At 41.5% G+C, this 21,981-nt stretch carries 20 protein-coding genes; 5 read left to right on the plus strand and 15 right to left on the minus strand.

Features of this window, described 5'->3' with window-relative positions:
• Positions 1–44 precede the first annotated feature (44 nt).
• The gene (locus QWZ08_RS16180) at positions 45–410 is read left to right on the plus strand and encodes a helix-turn-helix domain-containing protein (protein WP_290338527.1); all 366 of its coding nucleotides are present in this window, start codon (positions 45–47) and stop codon (positions 408–410) included.
• Between the two features lie 19 nt (positions 411–429).
• On the opposite strand, the gene QWZ08_RS16185 is transcribed toward QWZ08_RS16180, so the two are convergent.
• The 14 genes from QWZ08_RS16185 to QWZ08_RS16250 form a co-directional block, all read right to left on the minus strand.
• Positions 430–1,677, minus strand: coding sequence for an MFS transporter (locus QWZ08_RS16185; RefSeq protein ID WP_290338529.1), 1,248 nt, complete (start codon positions 1,675–1,677; stop codon positions 430–432).
• A 59-nt stretch (positions 1,678–1,736) separates the two neighbouring features.
• Positions 1,737–2,669: an RraA family protein gene (locus QWZ08_RS16190; RefSeq protein ID WP_290338530.1), complete on the minus strand. Its 933-nt coding sequence runs from the start codon at positions 2,667–2,669 to the stop codon at positions 1,737–1,739.
• A 42-nt stretch (positions 2,670–2,711) separates the two neighbouring features.
• Positions 2,712–3,647, minus strand: a complete 936-nt coding sequence (locus tag QWZ08_RS16195; protein ID WP_290338531.1) for an RraA family protein — start codon at positions 3,645–3,647, stop codon at positions 2,712–2,714.
• 194 nt (positions 3,648–3,841) lie between these two features.
• Positions 3,842–5,332 carry a mandelate racemase/muconate lactonizing enzyme family protein gene (locus tag QWZ08_RS16200; RefSeq protein ID WP_290338532.1) on the minus strand — a complete coding sequence of 497 codons (1,491 nt, stop codon included), beginning with the start codon at positions 5,330–5,332 and terminating at the stop codon, positions 3,842–3,844.
• Between the two features lie 201 nt (positions 5,333–5,533).
• Positions 5,534–6,118, minus strand: coding sequence for a LutC/YkgG family protein (locus QWZ08_RS16205; RefSeq protein ID WP_290338533.1), 585 nt, complete (start codon positions 6,116–6,118; stop codon positions 5,534–5,536).
• A gap of 6 nt (positions 6,119–6,124) precedes the next feature.
• Entirely contained in the window at positions 6,125–7,507 is a 1,383-nt protein-coding gene (locus tag QWZ08_RS16210) for a lactate utilization protein B (protein ID WP_290338534.1), read from the minus strand.
• A 225-nt stretch (positions 7,508–7,732) separates the two neighbouring features.
• Positions 7,733–8,470, minus strand: coding sequence for a (Fe-S)-binding protein (locus QWZ08_RS16215; RefSeq protein WP_290338535.1), 738 nt, complete (start codon positions 8,468–8,470; stop codon positions 7,733–7,735).
• Positions 8,467–9,846 (minus strand): FGGY-family carbohydrate kinase, encoded by a 1,380-nt coding sequence (locus QWZ08_RS16220; RefSeq protein WP_290338536.1) that lies wholly within the window; start codon positions 9,844–9,846, stop codon positions 8,467–8,469. The genes QWZ08_RS16215 and QWZ08_RS16220 overlap by 4 nt, the downstream gene beginning before the upstream one ends.
• 60 nt (positions 9,847–9,906) lie before the next feature.
• Positions 9,907–11,181, minus strand: coding sequence for a sugar isomerase (locus QWZ08_RS16225; RefSeq protein ID WP_290338537.1), 1,275 nt, complete (start codon positions 11,179–11,181; stop codon positions 9,907–9,909).
• Positions 11,182–11,529: 348 nt separating this feature from the next.
• Positions 11,530–12,771, minus strand: a complete 1,242-nt coding sequence (locus tag QWZ08_RS16230; protein WP_290338538.1) for a glycoside hydrolase family 99-like domain-containing protein — start codon at positions 12,769–12,771, stop codon at positions 11,530–11,532.
• Positions 12,772–12,794: 23 nt separating this feature from the next.
• Positions 12,795–13,109 (minus strand): L-rhamnose mutarotase, encoded by a 315-nt coding sequence (gene rhaM / locus QWZ08_RS16235; protein ID WP_290338539.1) that lies wholly within the window; start codon positions 13,107–13,109, stop codon positions 12,795–12,797.
• 221 nt (positions 13,110–13,330) lie between these two features.
• The gene (locus QWZ08_RS16240; protein ID WP_290338540.1) at positions 13,331–15,448 is read right to left on the minus strand and encodes a bifunctional aldolase/short-chain dehydrogenase; all 2,118 of its coding nucleotides are present in this window, start codon (positions 15,446–15,448) and stop codon (positions 13,331–13,333) included.
• Between the two features lie 49 nt (positions 15,449–15,497).
• On the minus strand, positions 15,498–16,589 hold the full coding sequence (gene rhaT / locus QWZ08_RS16245; RefSeq protein ID WP_290338541.1) for an L-rhamnose/proton symporter RhaT: 1,092 nt from the start codon (positions 16,587–16,589) through the stop codon (positions 15,498–15,500).
• Positions 16,590–16,845: 256 nt separating this feature from the next.
• Entirely contained in the window at positions 16,846–17,943 is a 1,098-nt protein-coding gene (locus QWZ08_RS16250; RefSeq protein ID WP_290338542.1) for a hypothetical protein, read from the minus strand.
• 114 nt (positions 17,944–18,057) lie between these two features.
• On the opposite strand from QWZ08_RS16250, the gene QWZ08_RS16255 reads away from it, so the two are divergent.
• Positions 18,058–18,645, plus strand: a complete 588-nt coding sequence (locus tag QWZ08_RS16255) for a hypothetical protein (RefSeq protein ID WP_290338543.1) — start codon at positions 18,058–18,060, stop codon at positions 18,643–18,645.
• Between the two features lie 170 nt (positions 18,646–18,815).
• On the opposite strand, the gene QWZ08_RS16260 is transcribed toward QWZ08_RS16255, so the two are convergent.
• Positions 18,816–19,157 (minus strand): hypothetical protein, encoded by a 342-nt coding sequence (locus QWZ08_RS16260; protein WP_290338544.1) that lies wholly within the window; start codon positions 19,155–19,157, stop codon positions 18,816–18,818.
• Positions 19,158–19,535: 378 nt separating this feature from the next.
• Between QWZ08_RS16260 and QWZ08_RS16265 the strand changes: the two genes are divergently transcribed.
• From QWZ08_RS16265 to QWZ08_RS16275, 3 genes are all read left to right on the plus strand, one after another.
• A complete protein-coding gene (locus tag QWZ08_RS16265) occupies positions 19,536–19,787 on the plus strand; it encodes a hypothetical protein (protein ID WP_290338545.1) in 252 nt (83 codons plus the stop codon).
• A gap of 326 nt (positions 19,788–20,113) precedes the next feature.
• Complete coding sequence (locus tag QWZ08_RS16270; RefSeq protein ID WP_290338546.1) at positions 20,114–20,962, plus strand: helix-turn-helix domain-containing protein; 849 nt, start codon at positions 20,114–20,116, stop codon at positions 20,960–20,962.
• A 127-nt stretch (positions 20,963–21,089) separates the two neighbouring features.
• Positions 21,090–21,857: an alpha/beta fold hydrolase gene (locus QWZ08_RS16275; RefSeq protein WP_290338547.1), complete on the plus strand. Its 768-nt coding sequence runs from the start codon at positions 21,090–21,092 to the stop codon at positions 21,855–21,857.
• Positions 21,858–21,981: the final 124 nt, after the last annotated feature.

Raw genomic sequence — 21,981 nt, forward strand, 5'->3', positions numbered from 1 at the left:
GTTACAAAAAAAAACTTCATTATTTATCTGCTTAAAGCGGTTGTATGCATAAGATTAAAACAAGGGGCTTACAAAACCTGGTTGCCCAAAATATTATTGAACTGCGAAAGAAAAAAAACATTTTACAAAAAGACCTGGCAATTCAACTGGGCATCAAAACAAAAGAACTTTCCCTTATTGAAAACGGGCACGTTGATCTGCCATTATCCATGCTGGAAAAACTGGCAGTAATATTTAAAGTTCCGGTAGAGGTTTTTTTGCTGCCGTTAACATCCAATGACAGGCGGGATGAGCCTTTTATCGACAAGGCCAGGCTACTGGATACCATCGATAAAAGCAAACTGAATTTTGTACTCAACCTGCTGGATATATTTATTGACAATAAATTAGAACCGCAACGCATCGCCTAACGATGCCGGTTTGACGTGTTTACACTTTTTTGTTCCTGACAGCTACAAGTGTTAATACGGCTGCCAGCAATAAAGAGCCTGCCATAAAAATATACGACGCATTAAAACTGCCTGTCTTTCCATTGAGGTATCCAACCAAATAAGCTCCTGCAAAGGATCCCAGTGCACCGAAACTGTTGATTAAAGCAATGGCTCCGCCTGCAACATTCCCCGGCAAAATTTCTGTAATGATGGCAAAGAAAGGCCCGTATGGTGCATACATTGCACCGCCGGCGATGATCAGTAAAATAAAGGATATCCAAAAATGATTTGGGCCTACCAGGTAAGAACCATAAAAAGCAATGGCACCAACTAACAGAAACGGCCATACGAAAATTTTCCTTCGAAGTGTTTTGTCGGAAAAATAAGATGTCGCCAGCATGCTGATGATAGCAAGCAGGTAAGGTACGGCAGAAAGCCATCCGGTATGAACGATATTGCTGTTGGGTGCTGCGTTGATAATGGAAGGCAGCCACATCACAAAACCATATACACCAATACTCCAGCAGGCGTATTGCAGGCAAAGTAAAATCACCGTCTTGGAACGAAACGCCGCGGCATAATTTTTAACCGGTTTGATGTCCGCCTGCTCCAGCAGCAACTGCCCGGCCAGTGCTTCTTTTTCGCCTCCTGTTAGCCATTTGGCATCGGCAGGCTGATCATTTACCAGCCGCCACCAGAAAAAAGCCCAGATGATAGCAGGCAATCCTTCCAGGATAAACATCCACCGCCAGCCGGCCGACCTTATTAAATAGCCGGATAAAACAGACATCCATAGTATGGTTACCGGGTTGCCTAAAATTAAAAAAGTATTGGCTTTGGAACGTTCGGTTTTTGTAAACCACCGGCTTAAAAAAATCAGCATTGCCGGCATCACGGCACTCTCCACAACACCCAGCATAAAACGGATTACGATCAGTGCATTTACATTGCTGATAAGACCGGTTGCGGTAGCCAGCCCGCCCCACAATATCAATGACCAGAAAATTAATTTCCTGGCACTTTGATTGGCGGCGTACAAGGCCCCGGGAATCTGAAAAAAGAAATACCCCAGGAAAAACAAGGAACCCAGCAAGGAAGAAGTAGCGGCGGTGATATGAAGGTCTTTGCCCATGCCGCCTGCTGTGGCAAAGCCAAAATTGGCACGGTCAAGATAGGCAAGACTATAGGTAATAAAAGCAACGGGAATTAACCGGATCCATCTGCGCTTTGCGATTGTATTTTCCATCAGCAGGTAAGTATCATTTTATTTTACTTCAAAATTTACTTTATTTAACCGGCTGCAAATTACCAGGTTCTTTTGCTCATTAATTTATCCAGTTCTGCCTTTGTCATTTTACCCAGTTCAGGATGCAGATCAAGCCATTTTAAAAATTCCGCTTTTATCTCATCCGTCCACTGGCTGTCTACCTGCCCGGTGGAATAGCGTTTTGTTTTCACCATTTCAAAACCAAATTTATCTTTACGGATAACAAACTCTGCGGTACTAATTACCTGTTCTGCCAAATGTGCCGGAACAAACAATACACCCTCTCCCCTTGCAATAACAAGGTCGCCCGGCAATACCATAACGTTACCGAGACGGATAGGTGTATTCAATCCCATCAGCACCATTTCTTCTAAAAATGAAGGATGAAAATCACGTACAAATGCGTTAAAACCATCCATCTCTTTTATTTCCTGCAAGTCTCTTGCGGCGCCATTAAAAATCACACCGTTTCCTGATTTACTAAAAATAGAAGTGGCCAGCGTGGAGCCCATCAAAGTACCGCCACCAATCTTTCCAAAACCATCTGCCACATATACGTCTCCTTTTACCAGTGTTTCAATAGGCCACGAATTGGTATTTCCTTTTCTTCCATCCCGGCTGATTCCCCGTGCTTTGATATTCTTTTCCACATCTGGCCGGCTGGGCATAAACATAGCCGTTACGGCTCTGCCGATGACAGGTACATCCTCTTTAACCATCTTCCATCCACCTTCAAACTGGTTCACATAACCTTCGTTTTTTAATACGGTCCAGGCATCATCAATATTGATGTGCTTTGCTCTTTCCAGCAAATCATCTGCAACTTTCGGCCGTCCGTCTGCAAAGCGCTCTCCCTTCCATTCTGAAGTAAGAAAAATCAATTCTTCTTTAGACATGGTTTGTGCCATCAAAATGTTGTTACAGCAAACGCTTATAAAAAGAAATACAACAACAGCGGTGATTAATTTCATTATTCAATTTTTACAAAATCATTGGGGTAAGTCATGTTAAAATCAATGTCCCTCTTTTTCAAGATAGGCCTCAATATCTTTTGAAGTAATCGCGAGCTTCTTAGGATATTTAGCAAACCAGGCCCGGAATTCATTTTTTATGGCATCATTCCAATCGCCATGAATTTGCCCGCTGGGATATTTATTTTGTTGCAACAACAATCTTTCAAACTCATCTCTTAAGCCGGTCAGTTCAGCATCATGCACAAGCTCTTCTACCAGGAATGCAGGAATGAAAACGACGCCATATTCATTGGCAAATACTACATCACCCGGAAACACCGTTACCTGGCCAATGCGAATGGGTGCATTGATAGAGGTGGGCGTCATGTCTTTGATGTAAGACGGATCATGTCCTTTAACCCATGCATTAAACCCTTTGGTATCTTTCAGTTCCTGCATATCTCTTACAGATCCGTAAAAGATAACACCCTTACCGGTTTTGCCCACAATCGCATTGCCCAGGCTTGACCCTATCAGCGTACCATCTTTTACTTTTCCAAAACCATCCGCTACATATATATCTCCCTTGGTTAAAATATCAATGGGCCAGATATTGATGCCACCTTTTTGCGAGCGGCCTTCTGCCCTGCCGGTTTGTTTCACCAGCGAATCAAGGTCGGGCCTGGAAGGCATGAACTGCGCTGTCACTACCCTGCCCACCATGGTTTCACCCGGCTTTAGAATGATCCAGTCTTTTTCTACCTGGTTGCGAAATCCTTTGTTACCCAAAAAGCCCCAGATCTGTTCCAGTGTAGCTTCCTGCAAACGTTCCAGGTAAATGTCAGCAACCTTCGGGCGACCATCGGCAAAGCGTTCTCCTTTCCATTGGGCGGTAAGTGCCTTTACATATTCAGGCGAAGCGCCGATTTGCTGGGCATTTATATAAGTGCTAAAAAACACAAACGCAATGAGTAAAGCTATTTTTTTAGTGATCATACATTTTTAAAGTTGAGGATAAATAATTTGTTGGCTATGATAATTGCGGCAGGCCGTTCAGGTGAGTGGTCAGTTGTGAGTAGTGAGTGGAGAGCCTTTATCTTGAAATGTCAATAGTAAATAATCAGTAATGAGGAATTGTTTTGCGTTGTTCACAATTCACCATTCACCACTCACTACTCACCTCTCCCCACCTAACTAAACAGCCTGTCATGCGAACGCAGCTCATTCCACTCAGTTGTCGGTGCAAAAAAACTTTGATCTTTTGGATGCAAATGTTTTTTTACAACTTCTTCATTCAGCTCAATACCCAGGCCTGGCGCAGACAGCGGCACATTGGCAAAACCTTTTGTAATCAGCTGACGGCCGTCTGTTGTTTTTACCAAACTCTCCCACCAGGGCAAGTCGATAGAATGATGTTCGAGCGCCAAAAAGTTTTGGGTGGCAGCAGCGCAATGTACATTGGCCATAAACGAAATGGGCGTTCCTGCCTGGTGCATGGCCATGGCAACGCCATGCTCTTCCGCATAATCGCCGATGCGTTTGGTCTCCAGTAAACCGCCGGAGGTTGACAGATCAGGATGAATGATATCCACCGCGTGGATGTCTATCAATGGTTTAAAATTCTTTAGTAAATAAATGTCTTCGCCTGTAAGCAACGGTGTCTCTAAGGCATCAGACATGGTTTTCCATTGATCGGTCAGTTGCCAGGAAACGATGTCTTCCATCCAGGCAAGACGATATTTTTCCAGCGCCCTTCCCAGGCGTATACCATTGTTCAAATCAAAATGGCCATAGTGATCTGTAGAAAGCGGAATGTCATATCCTACCATGCCTCTTACATTCTCTACAATTTTGGCCAGTTCCTCCAGCCCCTTTTCGGTAATCTGTATTTGTGTAAACGGATGCAGTGTATTGGCATACGACATAAAATCACCCTGCCACTGTTTAAGGCTGCCCTTATCCTGCCAGAATTTTTGATTTACCAATGTGCCCGGAATGTCTTTCAATTCATCAATGGATACATCCATTTTAAGCCAGGTATAGCCCTGCTCTTCCGTGCGGTATTTAATCAGTTTGATTTGTTCTTCTCTTGAATTGGCTTCCGGTGTATCTGCGTACAATCTTATTTTATCGCGATATCTGCCACCCAATAATTGCCATGCCGGCACGTTCAATGCTTTGCCGCAAATATCCCACAACGCCATTTCTACTCCGCATACACCACCCGCCTGGCGTGACTGCCCGCCAAATTGTTTGACGGTTTTAAATATCATTTCAACATTACATGGATTCAACCCGAGGATACGACTTTTTAGCATCAATGCATACCGGGGATCGGCGCCATCCCTTACTTCTCCCAATCCATAAATGCCCTGGTTGGTATCAATGCGGATGATGGCCGTACCTCCTAACACTGTGGTAAGACAATACCGGAGGTCCGTAATTTTCAAATCAGACGGACTGGATGACCGGCTTACTTTGGCTGTGGTTTGGGCAATGGTATCAGCGATGGGCAGGCCCATCATTCCAGCCAATGATATACCGCCGATGGCTGTTTTCTTTAAAAAATTACGCCTGTCTTTTTTTGTAGATGGATGGTCGATTTCTGATTGGGTATGCAGGGCTTCCTGCGTTTCAAGTACTTTGTTCTTTTCAGCAATTTGTGTGAGTATACTTTTCATACAGCGTTAATTTCAATTTGAACCTATTAAAAAGTTCGGTTACAATGATTGATACAAGCAAAAGAGAGCGAGGGCTGCTGCGTTAGTGATCACTAAGTGTGATGAAAGAAAAGTGAAATCAGCAAGCCATGCTTCCTGATTTAAAGATAGTTTTTTGTTTTAGTTTGACATGCATAAACGCTGCATATATTTTATCTGTTCCTACGCTAAAATAAACACAGTCATAGTTTTAGGACCATGGGCGCCCAACACCAATGATTGCTCAATGTCAGCCGTTTTAGATGGGCCGGCAATAAAGGTTCCGAAGCCATAGCTTGTTCCGGCTATTTGTTCATATGCCTGGTGCATGGTGGGTACAATAGTATTTTTGTCGATGATTGCCACCAGGTGCTGGCAGATAAATGGCAGGACTCTTTCCTGCAGTATGGCTTCAGTAACCCATACAGCGCCGTTTTCGGCCACACCGAAATGTGCTTTGATGATGGCTACATCTACATCATTCAATAAATGCGGATCATCACCCTGCTGATACAATGTGGCATAGTCGTTCAGTTCCGGAAGAACGGAAATAATCCTGGACGCATCTGCAAATTGTGCTTTCAACACTTCTATGATAGCTGCCACGTTTTGTACGGCATGCACATTGCCACCAATCGCCTTCAATACCGTTTTAAATTTTTCAACCACGTCAGCAAATGGCTGCACGAAATTTTCCACGTCAGGCAACGCAATTAGAGAAGGCTGATTTGCTTTTATACCGGATAATATTTTTTCTCTGCTGCTCATATTTTTCTATCCCTTTTTTTCCCTGTTCTTTTTATACCATTCCCCAAAAGATTCTTTTGGCGGTGCCGGCATATCCCTGTGTTTATACCAGGCATTCAATTTATTATTTACCATAAAGGGAAAGTGTTTGATTACCCAGCGGCCCATTTTACCTGCGAACCTGTAAATACCAGGACTGGCCAGGGTTGAAGCCATACCCTGCATGGCGATTTTTTTTGCGGTGGGTGCATAACCATCTTTCACCAGCACCTGTCGCCATTTATATAACTGTTGATGAATATCAATTTTCACAGGGCATACATTGCTGCAGCTGCCACATAAGGTAGAGGCAAACGGAAGGTCTGCATAGTCCTTCATATCCAGGTTAGGCGCTAATATGGAACCAATGGGCCCGGCAATGGCGGTGTGGTAACTATGACCGCCGCTTCTTCTGTATACCGGGCAGGTATTGAAACAAGCCGCACAACGAATACACTTTAATGAGTTGCGAAAATCTTCCCGACCCAATTGCCTGCTGCGGCCATTGTCAACTATCACGATGTGCAACGTCTGGCCTTTGCGAGGTTGCAGGAAATGACTGCTGTAGGTAGTAATCGGCTGACCCGTTGCGCTCCTGGTAAGAAGGCGCAGGAACACACCAAGGTGCTTTTGCAGCGGAATAATTTTTTCAATGCCCATACAGGCAATGTGTACATCTGCCAGGTGGGCGCCCATGTCGGCATTGCCTTCATTGGTACACACCACAAACTCCCCTGTTTCTGCTACGGCAAAGTTTACGCCTGTGATGGCAGCACGCCGGGTTAAAAATTTTTCTCTTAAATGTTCTCTTGCAGCACCTGTTAAAAATTGCGGATCTGCATTGCCTTTCGGCGTGCCGAGGTATTGATGAAATAGTTCACCTATCTCTTCTTTTTTCCAATGGATACAGGGCAATACAATATGGCTGGGTGCTTCGTCTGCCAGTTGCACGATGCGCTCGCCTAAATCCGTGTCCACCACATCAACGCCCACTGATTTTAAATAATTATTTAGATGGCATTCTTCCGTCAACATGGATTTGCTTTTAACTATCCGGTTAATGTTATTTTGTTGTAAAATAGAATGCACAATCTGGTTGTGTTCTTTGTCATCTGCAGCCCAATGTACAGTGATGCCGTTTTGCTGCGCATTTTTTTCAAATTGCAGCAGGTAATCATGTAAGTTACTCAGCACATTATTTTTTATTTGCGATGCGGTTTCCCTCAGGGCTTCCCATTCGGGCACAATGTGTACGGCCTTATCCCGCTTTTGCCTTACAAACCATAATGTTTCATCATGCCAGTCAACCCTTGCTTCATCCACATTGAATGCGGCTGCGAGTGTTGCATGATCTTTATTGTTGTGCTCCATCTTTTTTAAATCAAAAGTCAAAATTCAAAAGTCAAAATTGGTTGTCTGCTAACTTGAAAAGCTTTCACTGTTCCGGTTACTCTACTTCGCTTTGGTAAAAGTTCAGCAATGAAAAAATGTACAAGAGTGCGACGCCAATGAAGTACCACAAAGCTTCTCAGCCCGGACAAAAAAACAAAATTATCTGCTTCAAAAATTCACAATTCACCACTCACAATTCACCAATCACAACTGGCTGTTCAAAATCTCCGCAATATGCTTCACCTCTACCTTGCTTTTTTGTCTTTTTAAAATGCCTTCCATATGCATGAGACAACTCATGTCGGCGGCGGTGATAAACTCTGTGCCGTGATCTATGTGATCCGCTACCCTGTCCTTACCCATCTTGGCACTTACGGCTTCTTCAAAAACACAGAAGGTGCCGCCGAAACCGCAGCATTCATCCGGCCTGCTGAGCTGCACCAGTTCCACACCTTTTACCATCTGCAATAATTTGCCCGGCTTTGAAAACGGTGCCGCTACCAGCTCACTCATCTGCGAAATCTTCAATCCCCTTTGCCCGTGGCAACTCTGGTGCATGCTTACTTTGTGCGGAAAGCTGGCATCCAGTTTTTCTACCTTTAGTACATCCACCAAAAATTCTGTGAGTTCGTATACTCTTTTACGGATGCCGGTTGCTGCCGCTTCATCGTGTTCATCGTGCAAATGTTCTTTGATGTGCAGCGTGCAACTTCCGGAGGGGCAAACAATATAATCCAAGTTGGCAAAATTTTTTACAAAGAGTTCATCGCAACCTTTGGTGAGGTGTTCAAAGCCAGAATTGGCCATGGGTTGCCCGCAACAGGTTTGGTTGGGCGGATAAACCACTTCCACGCCCAATTTTTCCAGCAACTGCAATGTTGCGATGGCTACCTGCGGATAAAACTGATCAACATAACATGGAATAAAAAGACCTGCCTTCATAAAAAAACATTGTTGGTATTGGTGTACAATTTTAGTTCAATAATGTCAGACGGCAAAGGTTTGTTGTTCCAATGGGCGTGCATTACCAATGCAGCGCCCAACGAAGAAGCCTGCGCAACAGAAGCGGCGAAAATTTCGATGTGAGGAAATGCATTTGCAAGCAGGTGCATGTACACCACATTTTTGCTGAAGCCTCCATCTACAAAAATTCTTTTGATAGTATCCTGTAAAACCAGGTTAGTGGACTGCACCTGCTGTTGTATTAAATCAAAAATAAACTGGTGATAAGCTGCTTCGAACGAATCAAAATCGGTCAATGTTCGTTCACCAAAATGGGAAGCTGCCACCATGCCTGCGTTGCCTGGCTGCGGATTGTCTGTTTGATCTGTTCTGTAATAAATAAAAGCAGGATTGTATTCTACGCCGGTAAAATAATTAACGGGCTGATTGAAATGTTCCGCCAGTCTTTTTGTTTGTTGCTCGTGCTCGTAGCCGGCAAACAGCCTGCTGGCTTTTACGCTTTTGCCCTGGTAGGTAAGATAGCAAAGACAGTCCTGGAGCAATTCTTCTTCACTGAGCGGTTCGTTGTTAAATGGATTTAAACTGATGCACCAGGTACCGGTGGATAATAAAATAAACGGTTCCTGGAAGGCTGCCAGGTATGGAATCAATGCGGCAGAACTATCATGTAATCCAATGCCAACGGGGATTGTAGTGTTTACATACCCTGCTATTGCATCAGCGTTAACTACCGGCGGCAGTTTGGTATCTATGCTTTCTTCGTGTACCCATTGATGGTATTGATTCTTTTCAAAGTTCCACAAATTGGTGTGACAACCGATGCTGGTGATGTCTGCACATAATTTATTGGTCAAAATAAAACTTAGGTATTGCGGCAAATGCAGGGCATATTTGATGCGGGCAAAGTCTGCAGGCTTTTCATATTTTAAACGATACAACTGCATGCCGGAATTCAAATTACCCAACACGGGGGAAGCCGTTTGTTTTGCCACCAGGCTTTCTCCACCATAAGTTTCATAAAACTGTTGTTGTAGTTGCGGATCAAACGGCTTAAGATAATTGTATAAAGGCAGGCACACATTCAACGCTTCATCCAGGTAAACAAAGCTGGCACCATAGGCGGAAAAATTGATTGCTTTGACATTAAATTTTTCGTTGTGTAGTAAGGCTTCGAAAGCTTCTTTGATCCATTTAGTCAGAGCCTGTACATCCTCGCATTCAAAGCCATCTTCATCTTTGATTTCTGCAAACTGTTTACTTGTTTCCTGCGCCAGCTGATAATGTTCATCAAATAACAATAACTTTTTATTGGTTTTGCCGATGTCGAAGATTGCTATGACGTTTTGTTTATCCATTTATTCGTACAGCTCTTTAATTCATTTAACAACATTTGTTCAACAGAGAATACCAGGGCTTTACAAACCTGTTGCAACAGTCTTTAAGCCCCTTTGTTTAATGAGACCTTCGCGGATTTTTTCGGCTCTGTACACAGCTAATGGATTCAATGCCGCACCACTTCTTAACCTTGCCTCTGCAACCAGTGCCCTGGTATCCGTGCGGAAAGCCTGCTGCAGTATTTCCTGTGCTGTGACTACATCATTGTTGTTTTGCGCCTCCTGCAATTTAGTTCTGTCGACCAGCAATGCCTGCGCATAAGTGATCATAATGGCTTCTACCGATTGCAACAAATCTTCCAGCGGATCTTTCACATTGTGCGATGCATCAATCATCCAGCCGATGCCATTGGCGTGATTCATTCCTTTGGCATCCATGCCTTCTACCAGTTCATTAAAAATTAAAAAGAGTTGATATGGTTTGATGCTGCCCACCGTTAAATCATCATCACCATATTTGGAGTCATTGAAATGGAAGCCACCCAGTTTGCCTTCCATCAGCAACAGTGAAACGATCTGTTCAATATTGGCATTGGGCAAGTGATGGCCTAAATCCACCAGCGTAAAGGCTTTCGGGCCGAGCTTGTTTACATAGGTAAAAGATTGTCCCCAATCGCCTACTGTCGTAGAATAAAAATTTGGCTCGAACGCTTTATACTCTAAAAACATTTTCCAGCCGTTGGGTAAGGCTGCATAAATTTCTTCCAGGCTCTCGAGTGTATTCTGAAAAGCTTTTCTAAAATTCAACTGACCGGGAAAACAACTGCCATCAGCAAGCCACACCGTGAGTGATTCCGAACCCAGTTCAATACCATACTTTATTACTTCAATATTATGATCGATCGCTTGTTTGCGAACGGTTTTGTTTACATTTTGCAGCGAACCATATTTATAACTCAACTCCTGCGCCGGCTGATCCTGGAAAGTATTGGAGTTCATAGCATCAAACTTTAATCCGTGCTGTGCTGCCAATGCTTTTATATGACTTGCATTTTCCGGTATGTCCCATGGAATGTGCAAAGAGATGGCGCCGCTGGAGTTATTCAAGGCATGCAGCATGCCGATATCTTCAATTTTTTCTTCCAGGTTACGCGGTTCGCCGCCACCGGGAAAGCGACCAAAGCGGGTTCCGCCTGTACCCAGCGCCCAGCTTGGTATGGCGACCTGGAACTCGATGAGTTTTTGTAAAATATCTTCCGTGTTATTTATTTCCGAAGCAATAAAATCAAACTTGCGCTGATGGACTTTTAATGCAGCCTCGTTGTGTTGACTGAGTTTGTATTTTTCAATTAGCATATCGTGTGTATTTACTTTTTATAAAAAGAATATCAAATAATTTATTTAAGCCGCAGGGCCTGTTCAAATAATGTTAGTGCTTACCTACTTTTTTTTCTTGATAAAAAAAAGTAACAAAAAAAATCAAGGCTCCAGAAAAAAAGCTAAAAATTTAAATGCTTGCCTAAAATGAAATTAGCTCAATCAGTTAAATATATCCGGGCCTTTGTGCAACTTACGGGCTAATAACAATGCCAAACATTTGTAACATCAATTTCATTTTTTGACGGCAACCATTCAAATTTTCTTAACGCTTTTTTTCTGAGGCCGTCGAAGAAAATTCCGTTAAACTTCGTAATCTCTAAAAGACTAAGGTTTACCGAAAACATTTTTTATTGCTTCTAAATACTTAGTGCCCGTTCTTTCTTCCGGCAATAAATAACTGCCTTCCGTCCATTCGTTCCAGGCATTTAAGATGACAATTTTATGTTTGTAATTTTTTAAATCAACAAATGCTTTTGCTTTTACCAGCGCCGACTGAAAGGCTTCAGGAGTATTATCACCATTAAATACGGGTGTCCATGGATAGCCTTTGAACGTATCGAATTTATCCGACTGCACCAGCCTCGGTGTTACATCCCAGCCCATGGTAACATTGGGGTAATATTCAATGCCCGGATATTTATTTCCTATCACCGGCCAGTAACTGCTGTTGGCATCAATGGCTTCCTGGTAGCTGGCTGTAGGCCATCCTGCCTTGGACAGATCATATGCATACAGAAAATTGTACGAGGTTAGACTGGCCGTTTTCAATGCTTTAAAAGCATCACCGGCAGTTGCTTTATTATGCAATGCATGCTGCACCGAATTATCTGTCAAGCCCTGGTCAATGCAATTAAAATGCAAACCCGGGAAGCCTGCCTTCTTCACCTTGTCTTCAAACAACTGCATTGCCGCTCCTGCTTTTTCGAGACTGCCAAAGCTGGCAATAAAGTTTGTTGTTTCAAAGATGGAAAAATAAGGTTTGCCATCTATCTTCCAGTAATTGGACTGTTTAAAATAATGTTCAATAATATAATCAGTGATGATGTTCCAGGTGGAGGCAGATACTTTTCCATCCGTTAATTTTTCCTGGAAATTGGTATAAGGTGTTGGGTGAATATTCGCCCAGTTATGGTTGGCCCACATCAGCGCAAATTTCAGGCGCTGGTTGTTGGGTGCTTTTAAAAAGCCTTTCTCCAGGCCTTCCTGCAGGTATTGGCCGAAGGGTTCATACCAGTACCAGTCGTAAATAAATACATCAATGCCATTATCTGCTGCGGCATCAATTTCTTTGGTGGCCCATACCGGGTCGGCTTCATTAAAATAACCCCAGGTGGGGACTTTCGGTTGCAGGTGTCCTTCAAATCTCGGTCTTGAAATTTTCACCAAATCCCATTCTGTCCAGCCCTTGCCGTGCCACCGTTCGTTGATGGAATCCACATGGTAATTGGGGAAATAATATACGGCCACCTCATATGCTTTTTTAGGTGCTGGCTGCGCCAGGGCACTGTTGCCGATAGCAAACAGCAGTAACATCGTAAAAAAAGTAAAGCCGTTTTTTGTATTCATATGACAGTGCTCTTTTTATAAACCTAGGGCAAATAAAATACTTCTTTCAAAGGTATGCTAACGGGCGATTTATCTTCATTCGTTTCCATGATATCGGCCATATAAGCCCACCATTTTTTCATCACCGGCTCAGCCGGTAAGGCATCCAGTTTGGTTGCATCATCAATGGTAAGGCAGCCGATTAAATCATTGGTGGTTTCATCTAAAAATATCGAATACTCTTTAATGCCAGCCTGCTTAAGCAAAGCCTGCAAATCCGGCCACAGCGCAGCATGCCGGCGTTTGTATTCTTCCTCAAACCCCTTAAAGAGTTTCATTTTGAATGCTACACGTTGCATAGTTCCAGTAAATTAAGTCTCTTTTTAAAATCTATTCTTTGAAGACTTTTTCTTAATTGCCCCGTCCGTTTAATTGCCCACCCTCTCAATTGCCCCGCCCTTCAGGGCGGGTGTAAAAGAAGAAACAAAAAATCAGGCTTTAGCCGAACAGCTTTGGGCTAAAGCCCAAATAGAAATCTAATTTCTCTTATCTCCCTGCCCTGAAGGGCAGGGCAATTCAACTACCTCAAAAACCCCGCAGCCACACCACCATCCACATTCAATGCATTACCAGTCGATTTACTCAACAGTCCGCCGACAAAAGCAAAACAGGCATTGGCAATATCTACTGGTAAAATAGCTTCGTTCAGCAAGGTGCGTTTGGCATAATAGGCAGGTAATTCTTCAACCGTAATGCCATAGGCTTTTGCACGGCCTTCTGCCCAGCCACCGGCCCAGATATTACTGTCTGCAATTACCGCATCAGGGTTCACTGTGTTCACCCTTATTTTATCGCCACCCAGTTCAGCAGCCAATAAACGACTCATGTGTGCCTGTGCTGCTTTGGCAGAACCATAGCCTGCATTGTTTGGCCCGGATACCACCGCGTTTTTAGAAACGATATTGATGATGTCGCCACCAATGGCTTGCTTGCGCATGATCTCCGTGCCCGCTTTTGAAACAAGAAATTGTCCCTTCACCAGAATATCATACAACTTATCCCAATCAGCAATACTGTGATCGGTGATGGATTTTGAAATGCTGATACCGGCATTGTTTACAATAATATCCACGCCACCAAATGCCAGCGCTGTGGCGGCAAATGCTTTTTCAATCGTGGCATTGTCAGTAACATCCAGCAAAGTTGCTGAAGCGGTATCTCTTCCAAATAATTTTTGAAACTCTTCCATCGCACTTTGCAAACGCTCTTCATTAATATCATTGATGATCACACAAGCACCTTCTTCTGCAAACTTTTTTGCAATGGCTTTACCAATACCACCGGCGCTTCCTGTTACCAGGGCAATCCTTCCGGTCAGTGCTTTTGGCTTGGGCATGCGTTGCAGTTTGGCTTCTTCCAGCAACCAGTATTCAATGTTGAAGGCTTCCTGTCTTGGCAGTGATGTGTATTCACTCACCGCTTCTGCCCCACGCATTACGTTGATGGCATTGATGTAAAATTCAGACGCCACACGGGTGGTCTGTTTGTCTTTTGCAAAGCTGAACATACCAACACCAGGGTACAAAATAATGACCGGGTTGGCATCGCGTATTGCCGGACTGTTGGGATGTTTACAGGTGTTATAATATTCCGCATACATTTTTCTGTAAGCTTCAAATAAAGGCGCAATTTTTTCTTTAACAGCAGCAGTATCGCTTACATCTTCACCAGTACCTAAATTCAATACCAGCGGCGAAATTTTTGTTCTTAAAAAGTGGTCCGGGCAACTGGTACCGAGCGGAGCCAACCTGTCCAAATCATTTGAATTAATAAATTGCAATACACGATCATCATCTGTAAAATGACCAATCATTTTGGTTTGAGAAGAACAAAAACCTCTTAATATCGGAGCGAGTGCAGCAGCCTTTGCAAGCCTTTCTTCTTTAGGCAACGATGCTATTTTTGCACCACCAAACACCGGACCTTTCTTACCATAATTATCTTCTAAATATTGAGCACAGGTTTCAATCACTTCCAGCGTATTCATATAACTTTCATACGCCGTATCGCCCCAGGTAAACAAACCATGAGAGCCCAGCATAATACCACGGATACCGGGGTTTTCATCCAAACATTCTTTTAACAACAAGCCCAAATCAAAGCCCGGCTTTTGCCATTTTACCCAGCCAATTTTTCCGCCAAACAAATCCTTGGTGATCTGTTTACCATCCTTCGCCGCAGCAATTGCAATGGCTGCATCGGGATGTAAATGATCAATGTGTTTGAAAGGTAAAAAGCCATGTAAGGCTGTATCAATAGATGGCGCTTTGGAAGCCAGGTCGTAAATGCAATGGTTAAACAATTCCACCATTTCATCTTCATGCTCTATGCCGCGGTAAATACTTTTTAAATTCAGTAAGCGGTCCATGTGCAGCGCCGCAAGGCCATTGCGTTTCATAGTGCCCAAATCGCCGCCACTGCCCTTTACCCACATTACTTCTGTATCTCTGCCCGTCAGCGGGTCTTTAGCGATTGCCTTGCAGGAAGTATTGCCACCACCATAATTGGTAAGCCTCAAATCGGCGCCCAGCAGGTTGGAGCGGTATACCAATAAAGCTACTTCATCCCCCGCCAGTTCGGCCGCTTTTGCGTCATCCCATAAATAGCTTACATGTTTAAATTGTTTTGTTGTTGACATAGTGCTTGTTATTTTCTTATGCTGATTATATTATTTTTCATTGAAACCATCATGGTTTTAAATAGTTGCCATAGCCTACTATCAATATAGATAGTATGATGGTAAGGATACCGATAATAATCGTCCTGGTTGTTTTTTGATTAACACCTTTCCACTCTTTCAGTACCAGTCCCCACATGTTGGCGGTGAGGATAATAAAGGCCATGTGCAGTATCCAGGAACTGGCGCCGTTGCCGAGTTTGCTCTCGCCCATGCCATAAAAAAAGAATTGCAGAAACCAGGTAGTACCTGCTAGTGCAGAAAAAATATAGTTGGAGAGCAACGGTGTTTTTTTGTTGCCATAATCGCCGAATGTTTTGTTACGGGCATTTAAAATCATGCACCAGATAAAGTTGGTGGTCAACCCGCCCCACAGCACCACTACATAGGTAACATTGTTCTGGTATAAAAAATTACCCTGGTTGGGGTGCGCCGCTTTCCATATTTCGTTGGCCAGTTCGGCCATTGGTTTACCCGCTTCCAAACCAAAATTAAAACAGGCACTCAGCACACCGGATACAATCGACACCAGCATGCCCAGCGCAAACTTATATTCTGTCTTCACCACTACCCCGTGCGGATCAGTAGCCGCAGCACTCAGTTGTTTTTCTTTCATCATGCCCGCCTTGCCGCAAATAACAATCGCCAGTACACACACGGCCAAACCCGCCAGCACCGTGAGTCCCCAGCTGGAGTGCACCAGCATGGAAAAAGTATCCTTGCCTTCCTTCGGAAAAAAATCATAGTAGATAGAAGGGATCACCGCACCAAATACCATACATAAACCCAGTATGATGCTGCTGCCCAGCGACACACCCAGGTAACGCACGCCCAACCCGTACGTGAGACCGCCAATGCCCCACAGCACACCAAACAAATACGTGATGCCAAGGGTACCTGCACTCGCCCCGCGGATGATATCTGCAAAACCCGGAATGGTTAAATACGCCGCCACCGGGGGAACAATAAACCAGGAAAAAATACCGCCCACAATCCAGAAGCTTTCCCAATGCCAACCCTTTACCTTTTTATAAGGCATGTAAAAACTACCGGAAGCAAAGCCGCCAACGAAGTGAAAAATAATACCGAGAAGAACCTGCATGTACAATTGGTTTTAATATGGCTGAAAAACAATCTTTGTAAAAGTAAGGGAACAATGTTTTGCAACTGTCATGTACTGTCATGAATTATAAAATGTTTTTTGGAAGGAATGATCTGGCCGGCATTTGAGCAAAAAAGAAATACAGTTTTGGTCCGGGCTAAGAAGCTTTGTGGGGCATCGTTGCATCGCCCTCTTTTACTTTTACAGCTTTGGGGAACAACAAGAGGAATGCAATATTGGTATTAAATCCACTTTGTTATTTTGAATTTCCTGAGATATCAATGAAAAAATGAAAGCCATTGGAAACGGCTAGTTTGTCTTTGTTCCAAAAATGTTTGGCTTTTGCAACTTTAATTCCTTCGCTTTGAATTGCAGAAAATGTTTCGGTAATATCTCTTATTTGTTCAAGCTTAAATTCAAATTCAATGTTGTTAACATACTCTAAATAATTATTGTAACTGGTGTGAAAATCTTTAAAATTGCCTTCATAATAAATTATTACATACCAAAGATTTAATCGTTGGGAATTATACGAGAAGATTTTAGTCAAATGTTCTTTAACTACTTTTTTATTAAGAGCTTCATGATTGAAAGCTTCACACAGTGCAATTGGCTTTCCTGTAATATCAGAAATTGAGAAATCTGCAATCCCTTCTGTTTTGCCTGTTCCGGAACTGCCAATGTGATGCTGATAATTACATTTGAGTTCTCCCATGACTTCAAATTTATTAAACAAATAACTTGTCCTCGAATCCTCTCGTTTTTCATATGCCGCAAAATCAGCTTTTAATAATTTGCTGACTTTTAAATCTCGCTGCATGCTGTAAATAAATCTTATAAAAGCATCATTAATTAGATCCTCAAAATTTACTTTTTCCACTAATGAAATTTCTTCTGTTTGTAGTTCAATTTCAAGCTGCGCCGTAACGAATAGTTCAAATAAATCTAAATAGAAAAGGCCGGCTGCAATGCTATGTATCAAGATAATTTTCGAAGTCGAAAATACAATTTGAGGTTTACCAGGATAGCTTAATACAAATTCGTAATCTTCCGTCATCTTTTCATTGAAAGCATCTATTCTTTCATTTTGAAGTAATTTGATTCTTTCTATATTTTTCAGCAAGCGTCTTAAATACACAGTTCTAGAATCTTTATTTGATAGTAGTAATAGATTATCTTCCACCTCGTCATATAACTGGTCCAAAACCCATGATCTTTCATGGTTTCTGAATATTATATAATGCCTAAATTCTTTTTCATTTTTAACCTCTGGATAATCATAAATATCCTTAGATAAAATCAGCTTGTTTAGAAAAAGCTTTTCCTTTTCATTTTTTAAAACTAAATTTTCCATTAATTAGCAAATTAACTTTAAGTAAACAATTATACAAACGTTGTCTTCCATTGATGAACACTAACATCTTATGCAGGGTGATATAAAATAACTGATTCATTATTATATAGATTTATGCTCAATAATCAACTTACTTACGAAGAACTGGACAAAATTATCAAGCCGATAATTACGCTGGAGAATATTGACATAATTAAAGAGAGGGTTTATAGTATCCTCAAGTTTACGCCTTCTAGCCCGTCGGCTAACAAGCAATACTTTGTTAACAGAGATACAACCGGGGTCAATTCCACCTATAAACAATTTGAAATAGAAATACGAAAATTAAGCGATCCAAAAAATGATTTTAATGGAGTCATAATTCAATTTAAAAAACAGAAAAGAATTTTGGACGATTTCATAAACCCAACTAATCGGTTATTGAAAGATCTAAGAAAAATATTAGATAACGAATTTACCGACCTATCCTTAAGCAATTTTGACCCTGGAGGTAAAGTAATTGATGGAATAAAAGAAAGCTATCATTATCATCTAAATGCCCTGAACCCAAATTGGCAAATAGATAATAAACTGTCGCCACTTGTTATTTACACCAGGGAGGACTACCAAACGCTCTTGATTGAATTTACTTTTAGCCCAGAATGTTACGAAAGAACACTTTATGGAACATCCTTGAAGGTATACTGGCGTAATTTCTTCTAATCGCAGTTGACTGCCCATATATTTAAGTCCGATTTTTCTCATTGATGCTGGCTTTTCCTCCGCTTGGAGACTTCAATTCAAGAACTCTTTTTTCGGCGACGACTTTTACACAGTAAGTTATTGAGCGATTTAATTTTCCAATTTTAGTTTTAGCTAATCTTGGAGACAGATTAGACCTTACTATAAGCGATATCGTTCACTTCACTAATACCGCATTCAACATAAGACATGGCTAATGTACCCAAAGAATACACAATTTGAAATTTAGCCAATTCTAAATCTAAAAACTTTGCTTTTTTAAACCATTCTAACTCCCTATCCAAAGTGGCCACTGCTTCAATTCTTGATTTTCGTTTAAAAATAGAACCCGGATATGCCGGAACGTTGACTCCAATAAGAATAGCCTTTTGAATCAACTCAATTATGTTCTCTAAACTATCGGACGTATTTATTTTGTTTCTGAGATCAGAGATAATTTTAACCGCTTTTATTTGCGTTGATACTTTTTTCATTTTGTAAAGTTAAAAAGCCTTTCATCTATCACGAAAAAAAAGAACGTTTTCTAAGGCTCTGAGTCTTCAATTCAAAAACTTCGCAGGCCATGTCTCTGCACAAATTATTATAATCAAACAACCAGCATAAGCTGCAGGGCTCACCGCCTATCAGGGCTGGGTACATCAATTTATACGCTATAGTATTTGGTTTGCGGCAAGTACTTCAGCAAGCTAATTTACATCGAAAGTTTTGGCGTGAAGACACTCGCCATGGAAATAAAATTTATACTACCATGGTTATGCAAATACAATGCTTTTTGAAGGATTGATGCAATGCGTTATTTTAGTTGCGTAAAGTCAAACGTTAGCCGAAATGTATATTTAATATCTCAGACAATGAGCCAAGAAGAAAAAGACAAATTACAATTACTCAAAAAAAGTTTTTATAAATTGCTTTTCCGCTACATAGCAATATTCCTTCTTTTTTGTGCTCACTTTTTAGCAGTGAGATATTTTATTCCAAATGAGAAAATTAGCCCGTTGGTCATTTTTCCGGTTTTTATCATATTGCTTATTATGTCAGTTAAGACAATAAAGCAAGCAAGTCAAATTAAAAGGGAGATTCAGGAAATCAAGAGAAGCACTTAAATAATAAACCGCTCTGAATGAGCTTTTGTACAATCGGGGCTGAGCATTTCTTCCGCTCTGAGTTTTCCCATTCAAAAATTTCCCAGGCGATGCCACTTCGCAAATTATTATAAACAAACATCCAGCATAGCTGCAGGAATATCCTACTATCAGCGCCGACTGCAGTTAAAAAATATTGGAAAGCTAAATAAATACTTTATTTTTTGACGGATTTAAGTATTGTATTATTTTTAATTGCGCTAAAAAAGTTCGTGGTCATGCCGGATGGAAAAGTAAACTTCGGGAAATGTATTTTTACTTACATGCTAAATTTAAAATCTTAAATTATGATTTTAAAAGAATTTCTTCCGGATGCTGCACTTAGGGAGTTTGTTCAATGTTATAGAATTGTTCATTTTCAATTTGACAAATTCACTCAAATTCCATTCAAGGTATATCCGCCCAAGCCGGAAGAATGTCTTTATTTTATTCTTCAGGACAGCCTGAAAGTTGAACTAAGCAATTTTACCGTAAAGGAAATTCAGCTTCCGGTTATCATAGGGCAGCAGACTACAATTAACAGGCGATACTTCCAGAGAAATTTTTTAAATGTGCAGGTAGTTTTTCAACCAACCGGTTTGTACCGGCTAACCGGAGTGCCGGCTTTTGAACTTACCAATCAACTTGTACATGCAGACTATATTTTGCCGAAAAGTGTCCGCTTTATTCAGGAGCAGTTACAACATGCAAAAAGTTATAGTGAAATGCTTTTAATTATCAATAACTATGTAGCTGACCTTGTAAGAAATAAGCAAAAAGACTTTCACCTGTTAGACTCCGTAAGTAATTCGATGATGCACAAACGGGATCATGTTACGCTTGACTGGTTAGCAAAGGAAAGTTGTCTTAGTACAAAACAATTCAAAAGAAAATTCCACGAAAGAACGGGTGTTAATCCTAAAACTTATGCAAGGATCATACGGTTTACTAAAGCATTCAATACAAAAAACGCATTTCCTGCTTTTGATTGGCTCAGGATAGCCATCGGATGCGGCTATTTTGATTATCAGCATTTAGTAAAAGATTATAAAGATTTCACAGGATTTACTCCAAACGAATTTCATTTACTTGAAAACAATTCTCCCGAAAGCATGCTTGGACTTACGGGCGAACTTTATCGAAGCCGCGTTCAATAAGCATTATTGCCATTCTAAAAAATGTCCTTTTTTTACCACTTTGGAATATGGTAAAAGTTTCAATTTTGATTGATAAAACTTACTTACATACTGCATATCTTTTTTCTAATTTTTAATACCCTTATTTATGTCAACAAATGTATTTTCTCAAACTTCTGACAAAACATTTATTCTGGTTCACGGCGCATGGCATGGTGCATGGTGCTGGCACAAAATTGTTTCATTGCTGGAAGCCAAAGGACATAAAGTTGTTGCAATAGATTTACCCGGACATGGTAACGACACTACAAATCCAACGAACATCACATTAGATGATGATGTAAAAAAAGTAGTGGCTGTAGCCAATGAACAAACGGGGCAAGTAATATTAGTAGGGCACTCCTCGGGCGGTGTTGTAATTGCCCAGGCAGCCGAAGAATCAGGAACTGATAAAATAGCCGCATTAGTTTACTTAGATGCTTTTATACCCAAAAATGGAGAATCTGTATTTTCACTGGTAGAAATGGTGCAGAAACAATTACCTCCATCGGCCTCCAATGACCTGACAATAGCGGATTGTATAACGCCTTCTGAAGATAAAAAAACAGCTGTATTTAAACCCGAAATGGCGCAGCAATTTTTTTATGATGATTGCTCTGCGGAAGACATTGAATTTGCCAAAGCAAACCTATCAAGACAGGCATTTGCTCCATTAGCCATGCCCGTTAAGGTAACGGACAGTATTTATGGAGCCATTCCCAAATACTACATACTTTGTACAAAAAGTAAAGACCTTGACAAGACCGCTCTTTCAACACATGTGCCTTGTAAAAAAGTTTATACCCTCCCAAGCAGCCATTCCCCCTTTTTTTCTATGCCGGAAGAACTTGCAGCCATATTAAATGAAGTTTACTAAATGGACTTTTTATTTTAACTGTGTGAAATACGAACCGCCAATAAAGGGTTGGCAATAAGCTGCATGCATAAAGATCGCCAATGCTTCTATTGCCCTCCCATTGTACCAATAAAGACCTCTCCTG

The organism is Ferruginibacter paludis (assembly GCF_030409685.1).
GTDB lineage: Bacteria > Bacteroidota > Bacteroidia > Chitinophagales > Chitinophagaceae > Ferruginibacter > Ferruginibacter paludis.